Annotated in this window: 16 protein-coding genes; 1 reads left to right on the forward strand and 15 read right to left on the reverse strand. The window is 68.3% G+C overall.

Annotated elements, in window-relative coordinates:
* Positions 1-2 precede the first annotated feature (2 nt).
* The 14 genes from H7F38_RS18320 to H7F38_RS18385 all read right to left on the reverse strand — a co-directional run bounded on the left by H7F38_RS18320 (position 3) and on the right by H7F38_RS18385 (position 11,482).
* Entirely contained in the window at positions 3-929 is a 927-nt protein-coding gene (locus tag H7F38_RS18320; protein WP_187091169.1) for a F0F1 ATP synthase subunit gamma, read from the reverse strand.
* A gap of 37 nt (positions 930-966) precedes the next feature.
* Positions 967-2,610: a F0F1 ATP synthase subunit alpha gene (gene atpA / locus H7F38_RS18325; RefSeq protein ID WP_187091170.1), complete on the reverse strand. Its 1,644-nt coding sequence runs from the start codon at positions 2,608-2,610 to the stop codon at positions 967-969.
* Between the two features lie 115 nt (positions 2,611-2,725).
* Positions 2,726-3,547, reverse strand: coding sequence for a F0F1 ATP synthase subunit delta (locus H7F38_RS18330; RefSeq protein ID WP_187091171.1), 822 nt, complete (start codon positions 3,545-3,547; stop codon positions 2,726-2,728).
* Complete coding sequence (locus H7F38_RS18335; RefSeq protein ID WP_187091172.1) at positions 3,547-4,074, reverse strand: F0F1 ATP synthase subunit B; 528 nt, start codon at positions 4,072-4,074, stop codon at positions 3,547-3,549. Before H7F38_RS18335 ends, H7F38_RS18330 begins: the two co-directional genes overlap by 1 nt.
* Before the next feature lie 51 nt (positions 4,075-4,125).
* A complete protein-coding gene (atpE, locus tag H7F38_RS18340; protein WP_187091173.1) occupies positions 4,126-4,383 on the reverse strand; it encodes an ATP synthase F0 subunit C in 258 nt (85 codons plus the stop codon).
* An 86-nt stretch (positions 4,384-4,469) separates the two neighbouring features.
* On the reverse strand, positions 4,470-5,267 hold the full coding sequence (gene atpB / locus H7F38_RS18345; protein WP_222618160.1) for a F0F1 ATP synthase subunit A: 798 nt from the start codon (positions 5,265-5,267) through the stop codon (positions 4,470-4,472).
* Entirely contained in the window at positions 5,258-5,599 is a 342-nt protein-coding gene (locus H7F38_RS18350; RefSeq protein ID WP_187091174.1) for a hypothetical protein, read from the reverse strand. Before H7F38_RS18350 ends, atpB begins: the two co-directional genes overlap by 10 nt.
* A 100-nt stretch (positions 5,600-5,699) precedes the next feature.
* Positions 5,700-6,176, reverse strand: coding sequence for a hypothetical protein (locus H7F38_RS18355; protein ID WP_187091175.1), 477 nt, complete (start codon positions 6,174-6,176; stop codon positions 5,700-5,702).
* Positions 6,173-7,420: an MraY family glycosyltransferase gene (locus tag H7F38_RS18360; protein ID WP_187091176.1), complete on the reverse strand. Its 1,248-nt coding sequence runs from the start codon at positions 7,418-7,420 to the stop codon at positions 6,173-6,175. The genes H7F38_RS18355 and H7F38_RS18360 overlap by 4 nt, the downstream gene beginning before the upstream one ends.
* Before the next feature lie 357 nt (positions 7,421-7,777).
* Positions 7,778-8,425 carry an L-threonylcarbamoyladenylate synthase gene (locus tag H7F38_RS18365; protein WP_187091177.1) on the reverse strand — a complete coding sequence of 216 codons (648 nt, stop codon included), beginning with the start codon at positions 8,423-8,425 and terminating at the stop codon, positions 7,778-7,780.
* An 84-nt stretch (positions 8,426-8,509) separates the two neighbouring features.
* Complete coding sequence (gene prmC / locus H7F38_RS18370) at positions 8,510-9,388, reverse strand: peptide chain release factor N(5)-glutamine methyltransferase (RefSeq protein WP_187091178.1); 879 nt, start codon at positions 9,386-9,388, stop codon at positions 8,510-8,512.
* The gene (prfA, locus tag H7F38_RS18375; RefSeq protein ID WP_187091179.1) at positions 9,378-10,520 is read right to left on the reverse strand and encodes a peptide chain release factor 1; all 1,143 of its coding nucleotides are present in this window, start codon (positions 10,518-10,520) and stop codon (positions 9,378-9,380) included. The genes prmC and prfA overlap by 11 nt, the downstream gene beginning before the upstream one ends.
* 190 nt (positions 10,521-10,710) lie before the next feature.
* Positions 10,711-10,923, reverse strand: a complete 213-nt coding sequence (gene rpmE, locus H7F38_RS18380; protein ID WP_187091180.1) for a 50S ribosomal protein L31 — start codon at positions 10,921-10,923, stop codon at positions 10,711-10,713.
* A 133-nt stretch (positions 10,924-11,056) separates the two neighbouring features.
* On the reverse strand, positions 11,057-11,482 hold the full coding sequence (locus H7F38_RS18385) for a PPOX class F420-dependent oxidoreductase (RefSeq protein ID WP_222618161.1): 426 nt from the start codon (positions 11,480-11,482) through the stop codon (positions 11,057-11,059).
* 40 nt (positions 11,483-11,522) lie between these two features.
* On the opposite strand from H7F38_RS18385, the gene H7F38_RS18390 reads away from it, so the two are divergent.
* Positions 11,523-12,386, forward strand: a complete 864-nt coding sequence (locus H7F38_RS18390) for an EamA family transporter (protein ID WP_187091181.1) — start codon at positions 11,523-11,525, stop codon at positions 12,384-12,386.
* Between the two features lie 71 nt (positions 12,387-12,457).
* On the opposite strand, the gene rho is transcribed toward H7F38_RS18390, so the two are convergent.
* Positions 12,458-14,713 (reverse strand): transcription termination factor Rho, encoded by a 2,256-nt coding sequence (gene rho, locus H7F38_RS18395; protein ID WP_255498062.1) that lies wholly within the window; start codon positions 14,711-14,713, stop codon positions 12,458-12,460.
* Positions 14,714-15,256: the final 543 nt, after the last annotated feature.

Below are 15,256 nucleotides of genomic sequence, written 5' to 3' on the forward strand. Positions count from 1 at the left end.
TTCTAGTCCTCTTCGCTTCCTGCTGCAGCCAAGGCGGCGGCGCCGCCGACGATCTCGCTGAGTTCCTGGGTGATCTGCGCCTGCCGGGCCTGGTTGGCCTGCCGGGACAGAATCTTGATGATGTCGTTGGCGTTGTCGGTCGCCGCCTTGCAGGCAGCGCGACGGGCGGCGGACTCGCTGGCCGCCGAATCGAGCAACGCCGCGAAGATCCTGGTCGTCACGTACTTCGGGAGCAACGCATCCAGCAGCGCCCCCGGTTCGGGTTCGAACTCGTAGGCCGGTAGCAGCGGCGTATTCGCAGTGCTCTCCACGTACTCGATCTCCATCGGCGCCACCCTGCGCACCGTCGGCGTCTGGGTGATCATCGACTCGAAGTGCGTCGACACGAGATGGATCTCGTCGATGCCGGCGGTGCCGTCGTCGAGCTGCCCGTCGCTGCCCGTCACGAACGCCGGCAGCAGCGACTCGCAGGCCGCGACCGCGTCGTCGTAGGACGGCTGCTCCGAGAAACCGGTCCACGAACGCTCGATCGCGCGCTGGCGGAAGCTGAAGTAGCCGACGCCCTTGCGGCCGATCACGTAGTAGACCGGCTCCTTGCCCTGCGAGCGCAGGAGCGAGGTCAGCTCCTCTGTCGCCTTCAGCACGTTGGCGTTGTAGCCCCCGCAGAGACCGCGATCCGATGTCACGACCAGGATGCCGGCGCGCCTGGCGTTCGGCCTCTGCACCAACAGCGGGTGGTCGAGCGTCGAGGCGGTGGCCAGAGCGGTCAGGACGTCGGTGATCTGCGCCGAGTACGGAGCGGCCGCCAGCACCTTGGCCTGCGCCCTGGCGATGCGGGAGGTGGCGATCATCTCCATCGCCTTAGTGGTCTTCTGCGTCGACTGCACGGACTTGACCCGTTGACGCAGCACCCTCACCTGGGCTGCCATGGATCACCTCCTCCGTTCGATCCTGCTCGCGTCGGGGTCACTTGGTCGGAGCAGGCTTGCGGACCTGCACCTTCTCCTGGCCGACCTTGGCCGGATCCATCGCCTCGAACTTCTGCTCCCGCCCGAGGATGGTGCCGTCCGAGGTGGTGAAGCCGTCGGCGAAATCACCGAAGGCAGCCACCAACGCCTTCTCGGTGTCCGGCGTCAGGTCCTTCGATGTCCTGATGACCTCGAGCGGACCACCCGGCGCATGACGCAGATACTGGAGGAACTCGGCCTCGAAGCGGCGGATGTCCTGCACGGGCACCCGGTCGAGATGACCGCGGGTGCCGGTCCAGAGCGAGACGACCTGCTCCTCGACCGCGAACGGCGCGAACTGAGCCTGCTTCAGCAGTTCCACCAGCCGTGAACCTCGGGACAGCGCCCGCTTGGAGACGGCATCCAGATCGGATCCGAAGGCCGCGAAGGCCTCCAGCTCGCGGTAGGCCGACAGGTCGAGACGCAGCGTGCCGGACACCTTCCGCATGGCCTTGACCTGGGCAGCGCCGCCGACCCGGGACACCGACACGCCGACGTTGACGGCCGGGCGGACGCCCGAGTTGAACAGGTCACCCTCCAGGAAGCACTGGCCGTCGGTGATCGAGATGACGTTGGTGGGGATGTAGGCCGAGACGTCACCGGCCTTCGTCTCGATGATCGGGAGACCGGTCATCGATCCGGCACCCAGCTCGTCGGAGAGCTTGGCGCAACGCTCGAGCAGACGGGAGTGCAGGTAGAAGACGTCACCCGGGTACGCCTCGCGCCCGGGCGGGCGACGGAGCAGCAGCGAAATGGCACGGTAGGCCTCGGCCTGCTTGGACAGGTCGTCGAAGATGATCAGGACGTGCTTCCCCTGGTACATCCAGTGCTGTCCGATGGCCGAGCCGGTGTACGGGGCGAGCCACTTGAAGCCGGCGGAGTCGGACGCAGGGGCGGCCACGATGGTGGTGTAGGCCAGCGCGCCGGCGTCCTCGAGGGACTGCCGGACACCGGCGATCGTGGTCCCCTTCTGGCCGATGGCGACGTAGATGCAGCGCACCTGCTGCTTCGGGTCCCCGGTCTCCCAGTTGGCCTTCTGGTTCAGGATGGTGTCGACGCAGACCGCGGTCTTGCCGGTCTTGCGGTCACCGATGATCAGCTGGCGCTGGCCGCGGCCGATCGGAGTCATCGCGTCGATGGCCTTGATGCCGGTCTGCATGGGTTCGCTGACACCCTGGCGCTCGACGACCGAAGCAGCCTGCAACTCGAGGGCGCGGTTCTTCTCGGCCTTGATCTCTCCGAGACCGTCGATCGGCTGCCCGAGCGGATTGATCACCCGGCCGAGGAACGCGTCCCCCACCGGTACGGAGAGCACTTCGCCGGTACGGGTGACCTGCTGACCCTCCTGCAACGTGTTGGCGTCGCCCAGGATGACGGCGCCGATCGTCCGGACGTCGAGGTTGAGGGCGACGCCGAGCACACCGCCGGGAAAACTCAGCAGCTCGTTCGCCATCGCGGAGGGCAGGCCCTCGATCGTGGCGATCCCGTCCCCGGTGCTCGAGATGATGCCGATCTCTTCTCGGGTCACCTCGGGTGCGTACTCGGAGACATAGCCTTCGATCGCAGAGCGGATCTCGTCTGCGGAGATCGTCAACTCGGTCATCGCGTTCCCGTTCTTTGTCGTCAGTGCGTTCGGTGCAGAGCGGTGGATATCTGTGCGTTCCTACTGTGGGTGGCCGGGTCCCTGCGGAGCCCCGCACGCCCGGGTGGTCCAGGTGTCAGCTTGCCAACCGGCGGCGTAGTGCGTCCAGCCGGCCGGCCACGCTTCCGTCGATGACCTCGTCACCGACCCGGACCAGGATCCCGCCCTGCAGGGCCGGTTCCACCAGCACGTGCACCGAGACGGGCCGGCCGTACATCTTGGCCAGCGCGGCCGTCAGCCGGGAGGTCTGCTCGATCGTCAGCGTGGTGGCCGAGTGCACGGTGGCCACCACCTTGTCCTTGCGCTCGGCGGCCTGCCTGACGATCTCGCCGACCCCGTGGGTGAACGAGCGCGACCCCGGGTCGGTGGCCAGCTGAGCGAGCAGCTCGGAGGTCAACCGGTGAGCCCGGCCGTCCAGCAGGCGCGCGACGAGAGACGCCCTGGCCGGACCGGGCGTGGTCGGGTCGTCCAGGATGACGGACAGTCCCGGCGCACCGTCGATGATCCGGCCGAACCGGAACAACTGATCCTCGACCTCGTCCAGTTCGCCGGAGCGCTCTGCGCGCAGGAACATCGCGGTGCGGCCCAAGCGGACGAGGCCGTCGGCGAGATCGCGACCGGTCGCCCAGGACTGCCGCACCGTGAAATCGACGATCGCGGCAGCGGGCCCGCCCACCTTGCCGGCCAGCAGCGACCTCATCACGCCGGCCCGGTGGTCGACGTCGGTGGTCGCCTCGGACAGGGTCCGGCGCAGGACGGGGTTCTGGCTCAGCAGACTCCCGACGCCCGCGAGATCCGAACCGAGAACTCCCAGACCGGTGTCGTCCAGCGTCGCGGCCTGCAGCAGCAACGTGCCGCTGGCCGCGGCCAGGGCCTGCGTGCTCGCGATGTGCTCCATCAGTTCTCCAGCTCGGCCAGGAACCGCTCGACGGTGCGACGCTGGCGGGCTTCGTCCTCGAGGGACTCACCCACCACCTTGCTGGCCAGTTCGACCGACACCCGGCCGAGATCGCCACGGAGTTCGGCGACGATCTGCGCCCTCTGCGCGTCGAGCTGGGCCCGGCCGGCCGCCGCGATCCGCTCGGTCTCCGCGTGCGCCGCAGCCAGCATGTCGTCGCGGATGGACTGGGCCTGAGCCCTCGCGTCCTCGCGGATCTTGCCGGCCTCCTCGCGCGCTCCGGCCAGCTGCCGCTGGTACTCGGCCAGCGCCGCAGCGGCCTCGGTCTGCGCCTCTGCAGCCTGCGCTATCCCGCCCTCGATGGCGGCAGTTCTTGCTGAGTAAGCCTTCTCGAACATCGGCCAGGCCAATTTGCGCAGGACGAAGAACAACAGGCCAAACCCGACGACGGCGATGATCAGTTCACCGACGGGGACCCCGATCGGACTGATCACCGGGTCAGCGGCCAGCGTTGCGACGGGATACATCAGCACTTACCTCCCGGCAGTATTTGCGGATTCAGGCACGACACGGAGGGATCAGGGCTTTGCGCTGAGGATGAAGGGAACGACGAAGCCCAACAGCGCCAGGGCTTCGGAGACCGCGAAGCCCAGGAAGGCATAGGTCCGGGTCAGGCCGGCGGACTCGGGCTGGCGCGCCGTCGAGTTGATGTAGGCCGCCCAGACGATGCCGACACCGATGCCGGGTCCGATCGCTGCGAGGCCGTAGCCGATGGTGCCAAGGTTGTTGATGACGATCGTGTTCGTCGAATCAGCAGCGAGGAGAGCAATAGACATTGGAGTGGTTCTCCCTTTCGGTGGATCTTCTGCGGGTGCTGCCCCGCCGGCGCGGGGACAGGTGGTGCGGGCGAACAATTGAACGATCAGTGCGAGTCGGCGAGGGAACTCTCCAGGTAGATCGCTGCGAGGAGGACGAAGACGTACGCCTGCAGGGCGCAGATCAGCAGTTCGAAGAACACCAGGAACATACTGGCCACGAACGGCAGGATCGACGTCGCGTAGTTGAATCCGCCCGACTCGAACAAGAACACGGTGCCGGCGGCGGCCACGCCCACCAGCATGTGGCCGGCGAACATGTTGGCGAAGAGCCGCACTGCCATCGTGAACGGGCGCAGGATGATGTTCGAGAGGAACTCGATCGGGATCAGCAGGATGTGCATGTACCACGGCACGCCTGCGATGAAGCACATGAGTTTCAGGTAGCCGAACAACCCGTTCTTCTTGATGCCGACGATGTTGTAGATGATCCACACCATGATGGCCAGGAAGGCCGGCACCGCGAAGTGCGAGGTGACCGGGAGCTGTGCGATGGGCACGAGCTCCCACAGGTTCATCACCAGGACGAAGACGAAGAGGGTGGACAGGAACCCGGCCCACTTCTTGCCACCCTTGCCGATGATCTCGATGGCGACACCATTGCGGATGAATCCGTAGATGCTCTCGCCGACGAACTGGAGTTTCCCGGGTACCACGGCGGCCTTGCGCGCCGAGGCGGCGAAGAACCCGATGATCAGTGCCGTGCCGAGTACCAGGAGAACCATGGCCTTGACGGACGAGATGATCTTGCCGTCGCCGATCGGGTCGAAGAAGAAGGATTCACCGACGGTGGGTGCGACGAACCCGCCCCCGCTGCTGGCGGCCATGAAATGACTCAGGGACACTCGGTCTCCCTTCGGGTGCTGGCCGGAGGCGGCCCGGGCTGGGGGTCGGGGTGACGTCTGCCGGATCGGTAGAGACCCGGGTTGTATTGGGTGGGCTTCGCGGAGGTTGGCTGGCTGCGCTTGAAGCCGCCCTGCCTGGCCACCACTGCGTAGATCCCGAGTGCCATGCCGACGATGAGTCCCGTCGGCGTGAGGAACGAGGTTCCCCACCACCGGTCAAGGGCAAATCCGATGCCACCCCACAGGACGAATCCGCCGATCAAGGTGGTCAGAACGGCCCAACCCTCGTCAGCCCCGGTAGAGGTGGAGTCGGCATTGGCCCGCTTCTTCATGGCTCCCGGACAGTATCAGTAACCCACAGGTAACCCTGCACCCGGGAGGCTCCCTTTCTACAACGTGTCGAAGTTCGCGTCGTCACCTGACTGGGTGCCCTCAGTGGGGGTCGACGTAGAAAACCTTCGTGGTCCACACGTATCTCATGTGGGCGCCGAGCCAGGTGAACAAGCCGAGACCGATCGCGCCCGCCATCCATCTGGTGTCGAAAACGCCGTCTCTCGGCATCGCCACCAGGACCACGCCCAGAACGACGATCTTGAACGCGTAGGCGCCGAGGGCCGCCAACATGACGAGCTGGGGGTTGTGTCGACCGACCCTGGCGATCACCAGGGCGGAGAAGCTGAAGAAGAGACCGACGATCAGGGTCCCGAGGGCGGCACCTGCGGCCGCCTTGCTCCCGCTGACCAGCGAGGCGACCAGGGTCATCACCAGACCGGCGGCGAGCAGTGCGATCCAGCAGATCCGCAGGTGCCCCAGCGACCACACGCCGCCGGTCCGGCTGCGGTTGGCCGCGCGCTCGGCGGCCAGCACGTTCGCCGCGAGGTCGTGGCCGGCGGGCTTGCTCCTGTTCACGCCGCCGATTCTCCCCCACCGCGACCGGCGTCGTTCCCGCGCTCGCGCGGCGTGACGCCGCGTTCCCGGCGCGCGACCGCCCACTGGGCCTCTTCCGCCCGCCGACGGCCGAGACGCCGTGCCCGCACCCACGGCCACATCGAGATCACCATGGCCACCGCCAGCGCCAGCACGATCGGGGTGATGACCACCTGCCAGCGCGCGAACACCAACGACACCGAACCGGCGGAGAGCACGAACGCCCAGAGGTAGAAAATCAGCACCGCCTGACGGTGCGTGTGACCGATCGCCAGCATTCGATGGTGCAGGTGGCGCTTGTCCGCGCTGAAGGGATGACGGCCCTCCTTGGTGCGCCGGATCACCGCCAGCAGGAAATCGAGCAGCGGGATGAACACCACGGCCAGCACGACGATCACCGGCGCCAGCAGGGCGACCGTGCTCCGCGCACCGAAGTTGGCGCTGTCCGAACTCAGCTGCCCGCTGGCCGTGATCGTCGCTGCTGCCATCGTCAGCCCGATGAACATCGACCCGGAGTCGCCCATGAAGATCCGGGCCGGATAGAAGTTGTGCGGCAGGAAGCCAAGGCACGCGCCGACCAGAGCAGCCGCGATCAGCGGTGGTTCCGAGCTCACGGTGTCGTTGCCGGAGACCATGAACTGGTGCACCGAGAAGATGAAGACCGCTATCCCGGAGATGGTGGCCACGCCCGCCAGCAGCCCGTCGAGGCCGTCGATGAAGTTCATCGCGTTGGCCAGCACCACCGTGATCAGCACCGTGATCAAGGCGCCCTGGGTCTGATCGAAGGTGACCGAGGAACCGCCGTCGGCCGAGGGCACCCAGACCACCAGCCAGGTCACGCCATAGAGCACGAGGACGCCGGCCGCGAGGATCTGCCCGAAGAGCTTGGTGACGGCATCCAGGTCGAACCGGTCGTCCAGCACTCCGACCAGCACGATGACGGCGCCCGCCACCAGGACACCCTGCAGCGCCGAAGACGAATCGAAAGCCTTGCTCAGGGCCGGGATCCGGCGCGCCACCAGGATGGCCGACGCGACCCCCAGGTAGACCGCGACCCCGCCCATTCTCGGCTTCGGGATCTGGTGCACGTCCCGGTCCCGGATCGGTGTGAAGGCCCCGATCCTGGTGGCCAGCAGTCGCACTCCCCCGGTGGCCACATAGGTCACCAGAGCGGCGATCGCGAAGACGATCGCGTACTCGCGCCCCGGGATCACGATGTCGGCCACCGAAACAGCCTAGATCCGCAGGGACGCACCTCCGGCCACCTCTGCCCGGAGCGTCGGATCGGATCCGCCGGCATCGGGGCTTCCACCAGCACGGACGGCTGCACGGACGGCCCGGAGCGCGGCGGCCCGGACTTTCAGACGATCATTCCGCGCAGCCGCGGAACCAACCGGGGTGGCCGGGCGTCCCAGGAGTGCCTGCCATTCTGGAGCGGAAACCGAGAACCCATGCCGGGTCGCACGTTCGGTGGCCGGAACATCTCCGGATCGGCGGCGCTCCCACGCCGGGAGAAGCCGCTACGGCCCGGTCCGACCGCCTCGGACCGGGCCCGTGCGGGTCCGGTCCGCGCAGCGGACCGATCACTCACCGACACCCAGAACCTGACCGGCCACTTCCCGCAGCGCATCGAGCGAGACCGCCCCCTGACGCAGCACGACCGGGATCGGACCGGTCACGTCGACGACGGTCGACGCCACGCCGATCGGCGCCGGGCCCCCGTCGAGGTAGACGCTGACCAGTTCACCGAGTTGCTGCGTTGCCTCGTCGGCCGTCACCGCCGGCGGATGCCCGCTGCGGTTGGCACTGGAGACCGCCATCGGTCCGACCGAGCGGAGCAGGTCGAGCGCCACCGGGTGCAACGGCATCCGCACCATCACGGTCCCCTTCGCATCGCCCAGGTCCCAGGACAGCGACGGTGCGTGCTCGACGACGAGCGAGAGACCGCCCGGCCAGAACGCCTCGACCAGCTTCGTGGCCACCGGTGGTACCGCCAGCACCAGACCTTCGATCGTCTTCCACGACCCGACCAGCACGGGGACGGGCATGTCCGGACCCCGACCCTTGGCCGCGAGCAGGGCTCGCACGGCCGCGGCGTTGAACGCATCGGCCCCGATGCCGTAGACCGTGTCCGTCGGCATCACCACGAGTTCGCCGGCGGCGGCCGCGGCGGCGGCGGCCTCGAGTCCGGCTCGGCGCGCCACCGGATCACTGCATTGAAAAGTCGTCACGGCTGCATCCTTCCAGCTTGCCCGGACCGAACCTGCACACCGGTCCGACGTCGAGGGGAAACCTCGTGGTCGCCGAAGGTCTGATCAGCGCGGCGGCAGGGTGACGCGCCGGGCGGTCACGAAGCGCGGGCGTCCGGTGAGGTCCAGATGGTCCTCCACATCGGCCAGCACGCGCCGGGCGGACAGCAGCGCCGGCACCGAATCCCCATGGCTGTCGTCGTGCTCGATGGCCAGGAAACCGCCGAGTTTCAGCAGCCCGGCGCACACCGACACCAGAGGCCGGATGGCATCCAGCCCGTCGACGCCGGCGAACACCGCCTCTGCGGGGTCGTGGTCGGCGACCTCGGGGTCGACCCTCGTGCCGCTGGGCACGTAGGGCGGATTGGCCGTCACCAGGTCCGCCGTGCCGTCGAGATCGGTGATCAGGCGCTGGTCGGTGAAGTCCCCACCCCGCAGGTCGATCGGCGTGCCACCGGCGTCGATGTGGAGTTCGGCATTGCGCCGGGCCCAGGCCAGAGCGCCAGCCGCTCGTTCCACGGCGTGGACCCGGGCGTCCGGCCGGGCCTGGGCGATGGCCAGCGCGATGGCGCCGCTCCCCGAGCAGAGGTCGACGACCACCGGTGCCTCGATGTCCCTGATGGCCGCCAGCGCCCACTCGAGCAGAACCTCGGTCTCCGGCCTGGGGATGAAGACCCCGGGACCGACCTGCACCGTGGTGCGGCCGAGGTAGGCCTCCCCGGTCAGGTGCTGCAGGGGAACGCGGGACGCCCGCCGACCGATCAGTGCGTGATAGCCGACCACCCAGTCCGGCTCGACAAGCGGCTGCAGCCCCAGCTTGGTCCGCGAGATCCCGAGGAGGTGGGCGGCCAGTTCCTCGGCGTCGAACTGTGGGCTGGGCACGCCGGCTTCAGCCAGCTGCTGCGCCGCCGAGATGATATGCACCCGTAGGGATTCACGTGCCACGGGGGCCACTTCCTGCCAGCCGCTCGGCGCGGTCGGCCTGGTCGAGGCTGTCCAGCACCGCGTCCAGGTCGCCGTCGAGCACCGCATCAAGGTTGTAGGCCTTGTAGCCGACCCGGTGGTCGGCGATGCGGTTCTCCGGGTAGTTGTACGTCCGGACCCGCTCCGAACGGTCGACGGTGCGCACCTGCGACCGTCGGGCGTCGGCGACCACAGAGGCGGCGGCGTCGCGGGCCGCGGCCAGCATGCGGGCCCGCAGGATCCGCATTGCGGACTCCTTGTTCTGCAGCTGTGACTTCTCGTTCTGGCAGGACACCACGATCCCGGTCGGCAGGTGGGTGATGCGTACGGCGGAGTCGGTGGTGTTGACGCTCTGGCCGCCCGGACCCGACGACCGGAAGACGTCGATGCGCAGGTCGTTGGGATCGATGGTGACGTCGACTGCCTCCTCGGCTTCGGGTGCCACGAACACGCCGGCCGCCGAGGTGTGGATGCGACCCTGGGACTCGGTCACCGGCACCCGTTGGACGCGGTGCACACCCCCCTCGAACTTCAGCCGGGCCCAGACCCCGTCCTCGGGGGCCGGCGAACCGGGTGCCTTCACGGCCATCGTGACGTCCTTGTAGCCGCCGAGATCGGACTCGGACGCCGAGATCATCTCGGTCTTCCAACCGTGACGCTCGGCGTACCGCAGGTACATCCGGAGCAGGTCGCCGGCGAACAGCGCCGATTCCTCGCCGCCCTCGCCCGCCTTGATCTCGACGATGGCGTCCTTGGCGTCGTCCGGATCCCGCGGGGTGAGCAGTTCGGCGAGCTTGGACTCCAGGTCCGACACCTGCCCGGTGAGCGTCACCACCTCTTCGGCGAACGACGAATCCTCGGCGGCGAACTCGACGGCGGTGGTCAGATTGCCGCGGGCTTCCTCGAGGGCGTTCGCGGTGTTGACGATGGGCGTGAGTTCGGCGTATCTACGTCCCAACCGGCGCGCGGTGGCCTGATCGGCGTGCACTGCCGGGTCGCTGAGCCGGGTCTGCAGTTCGAGGTACTCGGCGACCAGCCCCGAGGCCGGTCCCCCGGTGGACCTGGGCACCGCGGAGTGCCCAGGGGTCGAGCCCGGAGCAGCGGAGGCGGCCATCGGCGCTCCCTTCTGTTCGTGGAGCTCTGTGCCGTTCGTGGAGCTCTGTTCGTGGAGCTCTGCCGTGGAGCAGAGGCGGGTTTCAGTTGCGCCGCATCCGAGCCGGAGAAGCGAGGCGGCATGACCGAAACCCTCCGGAGACGCGAAACGGCGCCCGCCGGTCACAGGACCGACGGGCGCCGTGGCGGAACTAGCGGCTGCGCTTGCCGTAACGAGCCTCGAAGCGTGCGACCCGGCCACCGGTGTCCAGGATCTTCTGCTTGCCGGTGTAGAACGGGTGGCAGTTCGAGCAGACCTCGACGGTGATCTTCCCGCTGGTCTTGGTGCTGTGGGTCTCGAACGTGTTCCCGCAGCTGCAGACCACCTCGGTGGCCACGTACTCGGGATGGATGCCGGTCTTCATGGGGTGATTCCTCTCCTGGAGTCACGGATCAGCCGCCGGGTCGCCCGCGCTGGTGCGCAGGACGTGAACCGGAGCCGGACTCAACCTCTCAGTCTGCCAGAAGGCACCGACCGTTGCCTAAACGAAGACCGGCTCACGCCGTCGCCGGACCGGGTGCCGTCCCCCGGTCCAAGGTGATCGCGACCCCGCCCACCGGTCGCTGCGGTCGTCCCAGTACAGCGTTCAACTTGGTCGGCAGCGTCGTCATCCTGGCGACCAGACCATATTTTCTGATCAGTGCCGGTACCACCGCGCCGAGCTCGTCCGAACCGAGAATCCTTGCCGTGCCGGGGACCGAACGACCCAGGGGCCGGCCCCCGCGTCCACACGGCCCGATCTCGACCCGGGAGTTCCGGCGGATTCGTTTGACCTTGCCGGCCGTCGGGTTGGTCCACACCAGCAGTTCGTCGCCGACGCGCACTACCCAGACCGGTGTCGGAACCGGAGTGCCGTCCCGGCGAAATGTGGTCAGGAGCACGTACGGCGACCGGGCCAACAGGTCCAGCGGAGTAGCCATCATCTGCCGAACGTACCGCGCGCGCCGCTGCTAACCTGCGGCCGTGACGATCCTGCTGGCCCTGCTGTCCGGGCTGATGTGGGGAGCCGCGGACTACTTCGGCGGTAGCGCCTCACGGCGTGCACCGGCACTGCTGGTGGTGCTGATCTCGCAGGCCGCAGGCTGGACGTTCGTCATCCTGACGGCGTGGGCGAGCGGCGGCTTCTCGGCGCCGACGGGGTATCTGCCCTGGGGGATCGCCGCGGGCCTGGCCGGTGCAGCCGCCCTGCTCCTGTTCTACCGGGCGCTGGCGATCGGGGCGATGGGGGTCGTCTCCCCCATCGCCGCTCTCGGAGTCGTGGTACCGGTCGGCATCGGACTGCTCACCGGGGCACTGCCGTCCATGCTGTCCGTGGCCGGGATCGCGGTGGCGGTGGCCGGTGTCGTCGCCACCGCCGGTCCCGGCCGGGGCGGGGCACACGGCGTGCGGCATCGTCGATCGGTCCTGATGGCCATCGGATCGGCCGCGGGCTTCGGGCTGGTCCTCGCAGCGATCTCGCGTGGGTCCGCGTCGTCGACGGTGATGACGATGGTCGTGATGCGCAGCACCTCGGTGCCCCTGTTGGTGGTCGTGGCAGCGATCTCCTTCCGTAGCGGCCTCCGCCCTGCGGTACGGCAGATCCTGCGCACGCCCCGCCTCGTCGGGATCATCCTGGTCTGCGGCGTGTTCGATGTCGGGGCCAACCTGCTGTTCGGCATCGCCAGCCACGGCGGGGCACTCGCCATCGTCGCGGTGCTCGGCTCCCTCTACCCGGCCGGCACGGTGCTGCTGGCCCGCGTGCTAGACGAGGAGCGATTGTCCGGGGTGCAGAACGCCGGTGTGGTGGCAGCCCTGGCCGGCGTCGCGATGATCGCAGCCGGCTCGTGAACGTGACGAAGAAGCGGCCGCCCCCGGGAGTAATCCCGGGGGCGGCCGCTGCGTCGGTGTGCCGGGAAGTGCTAAACGCCGCTGGTGGTCTTGGCCACCTGCATCAGGAACTCCACGTTGCTCTTGGTCTTGCGCAGCCGGTCGAGCAGCAGTTCCAGCGCCTGCTGGGAATCCAGTGCCGACAGCACCCGGCGGAGCTTGACCGTGATCGCCAGTTCATCCGGCGAGAGCAGCAGGTCTTCCTTGCGGGTCGAGCTCTGATCGACGTCGATGGCCGGGAAGATCCTCTTGTCGGCGATCCGGCGGTCGAGCTTGAGCTCGGCGTTGCCGGTGCCCTTGAACTCCTCGAAGATCACCGTGTCCCCTGCTGAGCCGGTCTCGACCAGCGCCGAGGCGAAGATGGTGAGCGATCCACCGTTCTCGATGTTCCGGGCCGCTCCGAGGAAACGCTTCGGCGGGAACAGCGCGGTGGAATCGACACCACCGGACAGGATCCGGCCGGACGCCGGGGCGGCCAGGTTGTAGGCCCGGCCGAGGCGGGTGATCGAATCCAGGAGCACGACTACGTCGCGGCCCATCTCGACGAGCCGCTTGGCCCGCTCGATGGACAGCTCGGCGACCATCGTGTGGTCGGCCGGGGGCCGGTCGAAGGTGGAGGCGATGACCTCACCCTTCACCGAGCGCTGCATGTCGGTGACTTCTTCCGGACGCTCGTCGACCAGCACGACCATGAGGTGGACCTCGGGGTTGTTGGTGGTGATCGCGTTTGCGATGGCCTGCAGGATCGAGGTCTTGCCGGCCTTCGGGGGCGACACGATCAGCGCACGCTGCCCCTTGCCCACTGGCATCACCAGATCGATGATGCGGGTGGTCAGGATGTGCGACTCGGTCTCCAGACGTAGCCGGTCGTTCGGATAGAGCGGAGTCAGCTTGGTGAACTCCGGTCGGTCCTTCGCGAGTTCCGGGTCCTGGCCGTTGACCGAGTCGAGCCGGACGAGCGCGTTGAACTTCTGCCTGGCAGCGGCACTCTCGCCCTCGCGGGGCGCACGGACGGCGCCGGTGACGGCGTCGCCACGGCGTAGCCCGTTCTTGCGGATTTGCGACAGCGAGACGTAGACGTCGTTCGGGCCGGACAGGTAGCCGGAGGTGCGGATGAAGGCGTAGGAGTCCAGTACGTCGACGATGCCGGCGACGGGCACCAGCACGTCGTCGTCCCGCACCTCGGTGTCGGTCGGCGCGTCGGCGAAGCGGTCGCGGGTGCGCCGGTTGCGATCGCGGAATCGACGACCACGCCGGCCGTCCTCGTCGCCGTCCAGGCCGCCGTTGCGATCCTGACCACCGTTACGATCCTGGCCGCCGTTGCGATCCTGGCCGCCGTTGCGATCCTGGCCGCCGTTGCGATCCTGGCCGCCGTTGCGATCCTGGCCGCCGTTGCGGTCCTGGCCCTGGCGGTTGCCGTCCTGACGGGTGTCCTTGCCGTTGCTGCGGGGGTTCTGCCCGTCGCGGTTCTGGTTGCCCTGGCTCTCACGGTTCTGCCCGTTCTGACCCTGCGCGGGCGGGCTGGCCTGAGCCTCCCGCGGAGCGTCCGCGGCCGCGGTCTGCCCGTCGTTGGTGTTGCTCTCGCCCCGACCGTCGCGGTCGCGGCGGTTCCGCCGGTTCCGGCGGCTGTTGCGGGGGCCGTCGTCGCCGTCGTAGGGCTGACGATCCTGACGATCGCCACCACCGCCGTTGGACGGCCCTTCGTCCGGCGTACCGGCCGGTCCGTGATCGTTCGACGCATGGTCTTCGGACGGGTGCGCGGCGGCAGCCGGCGGGCGCTCGGCCGTCGGGCGCTCGGTCATCGGGGCCTGGGCCTGGGCGACAGGTGCCGCATCGACCGCGGAGGCGGGCGCCTGCGTGGTGGGCGCGCCTTCGGCGCGCCCCGCTGCACGCCGACGGGTCGTCCGCGGTGGCAGGTTGAGATCGAGCGACAGGGTCGCGCCCGACCCGTTGCCGTTGCCGGCCGACGAGGCATTGGCGGCCGACGAGCCATTGGCGGGCGGCGCTGATGCTGCCGGGGATTCCGCACCGTTGGGGGTCGCGGCCTTCGGCTCGGCGCCGTTGGAGTCCCCCCTGGTCTGCGTGCTCCGGGTCTTGGGTGCGGCTGAATTCTGGTGGGAGGCGATGGCGGACACGAGGTCGCCCTTGCGCAGTCCCGAGGTGCCCTTGATGCCGAGCTGCGTGGCCATGGCCTTCAGATCGGCAAGCACCATGCCCGAGAGTCCTTCACCGCGGCGCACGCGCGACGCGGTGGTGGAGGAGACGGGCTGCTCCGTGGTTTCGGTCACGAAGATCCTTCCTGTCCGACGCGGAAGATTGCCGGTCGGGTTCGAGGAGCCGGCGCACGAGCGGCGGCTGCAGCTCCACACCCGGCGGGTGTGGAGAAATTGATCACAGAGGAGTCGGTTCTTGCGCCATGGCCCGGGTTCCCGCAGTCGCTGCCCTCGTCGGTGGGAGAACAGGACGGACGACTGCGTACTCGGTACTGCTGACTCGGGGAAAGTCGCCAGAGGTGGAACCTTCGGGAGATCTGCATCGACGGCCCTGATCTGTATCGACAGCTCGGTGCGGAGCACCAGGAGGGCGAGGCAGTGGAGTTCGTGAAACGAATCCCCGAGATTCCGGCGGCACAGTTCACGACCGGTGATCGTCACCAGCGTAGCCGCACATTTGCTCCAGCGGCAACATCCCGCCCCGTGTCGTGTCGAACCACGGTCCACCTCGGCATGGCCGATTGCATCGAAAGGCCCCCGGACCCGGCCGGTCGGCTCCGTAAGCTTGCCGGTGCTAACAGTTGTAGCACCACAAGCTAAAGAGCAAACGGAGCGACC

Source organism: Nakamurella sp. PAMC28650 (assembly GCF_014303395.1).
Classification (GTDB): Bacteria; Actinomycetota; Actinomycetes; order Mycobacteriales; family Nakamurellaceae; genus Nakamurella.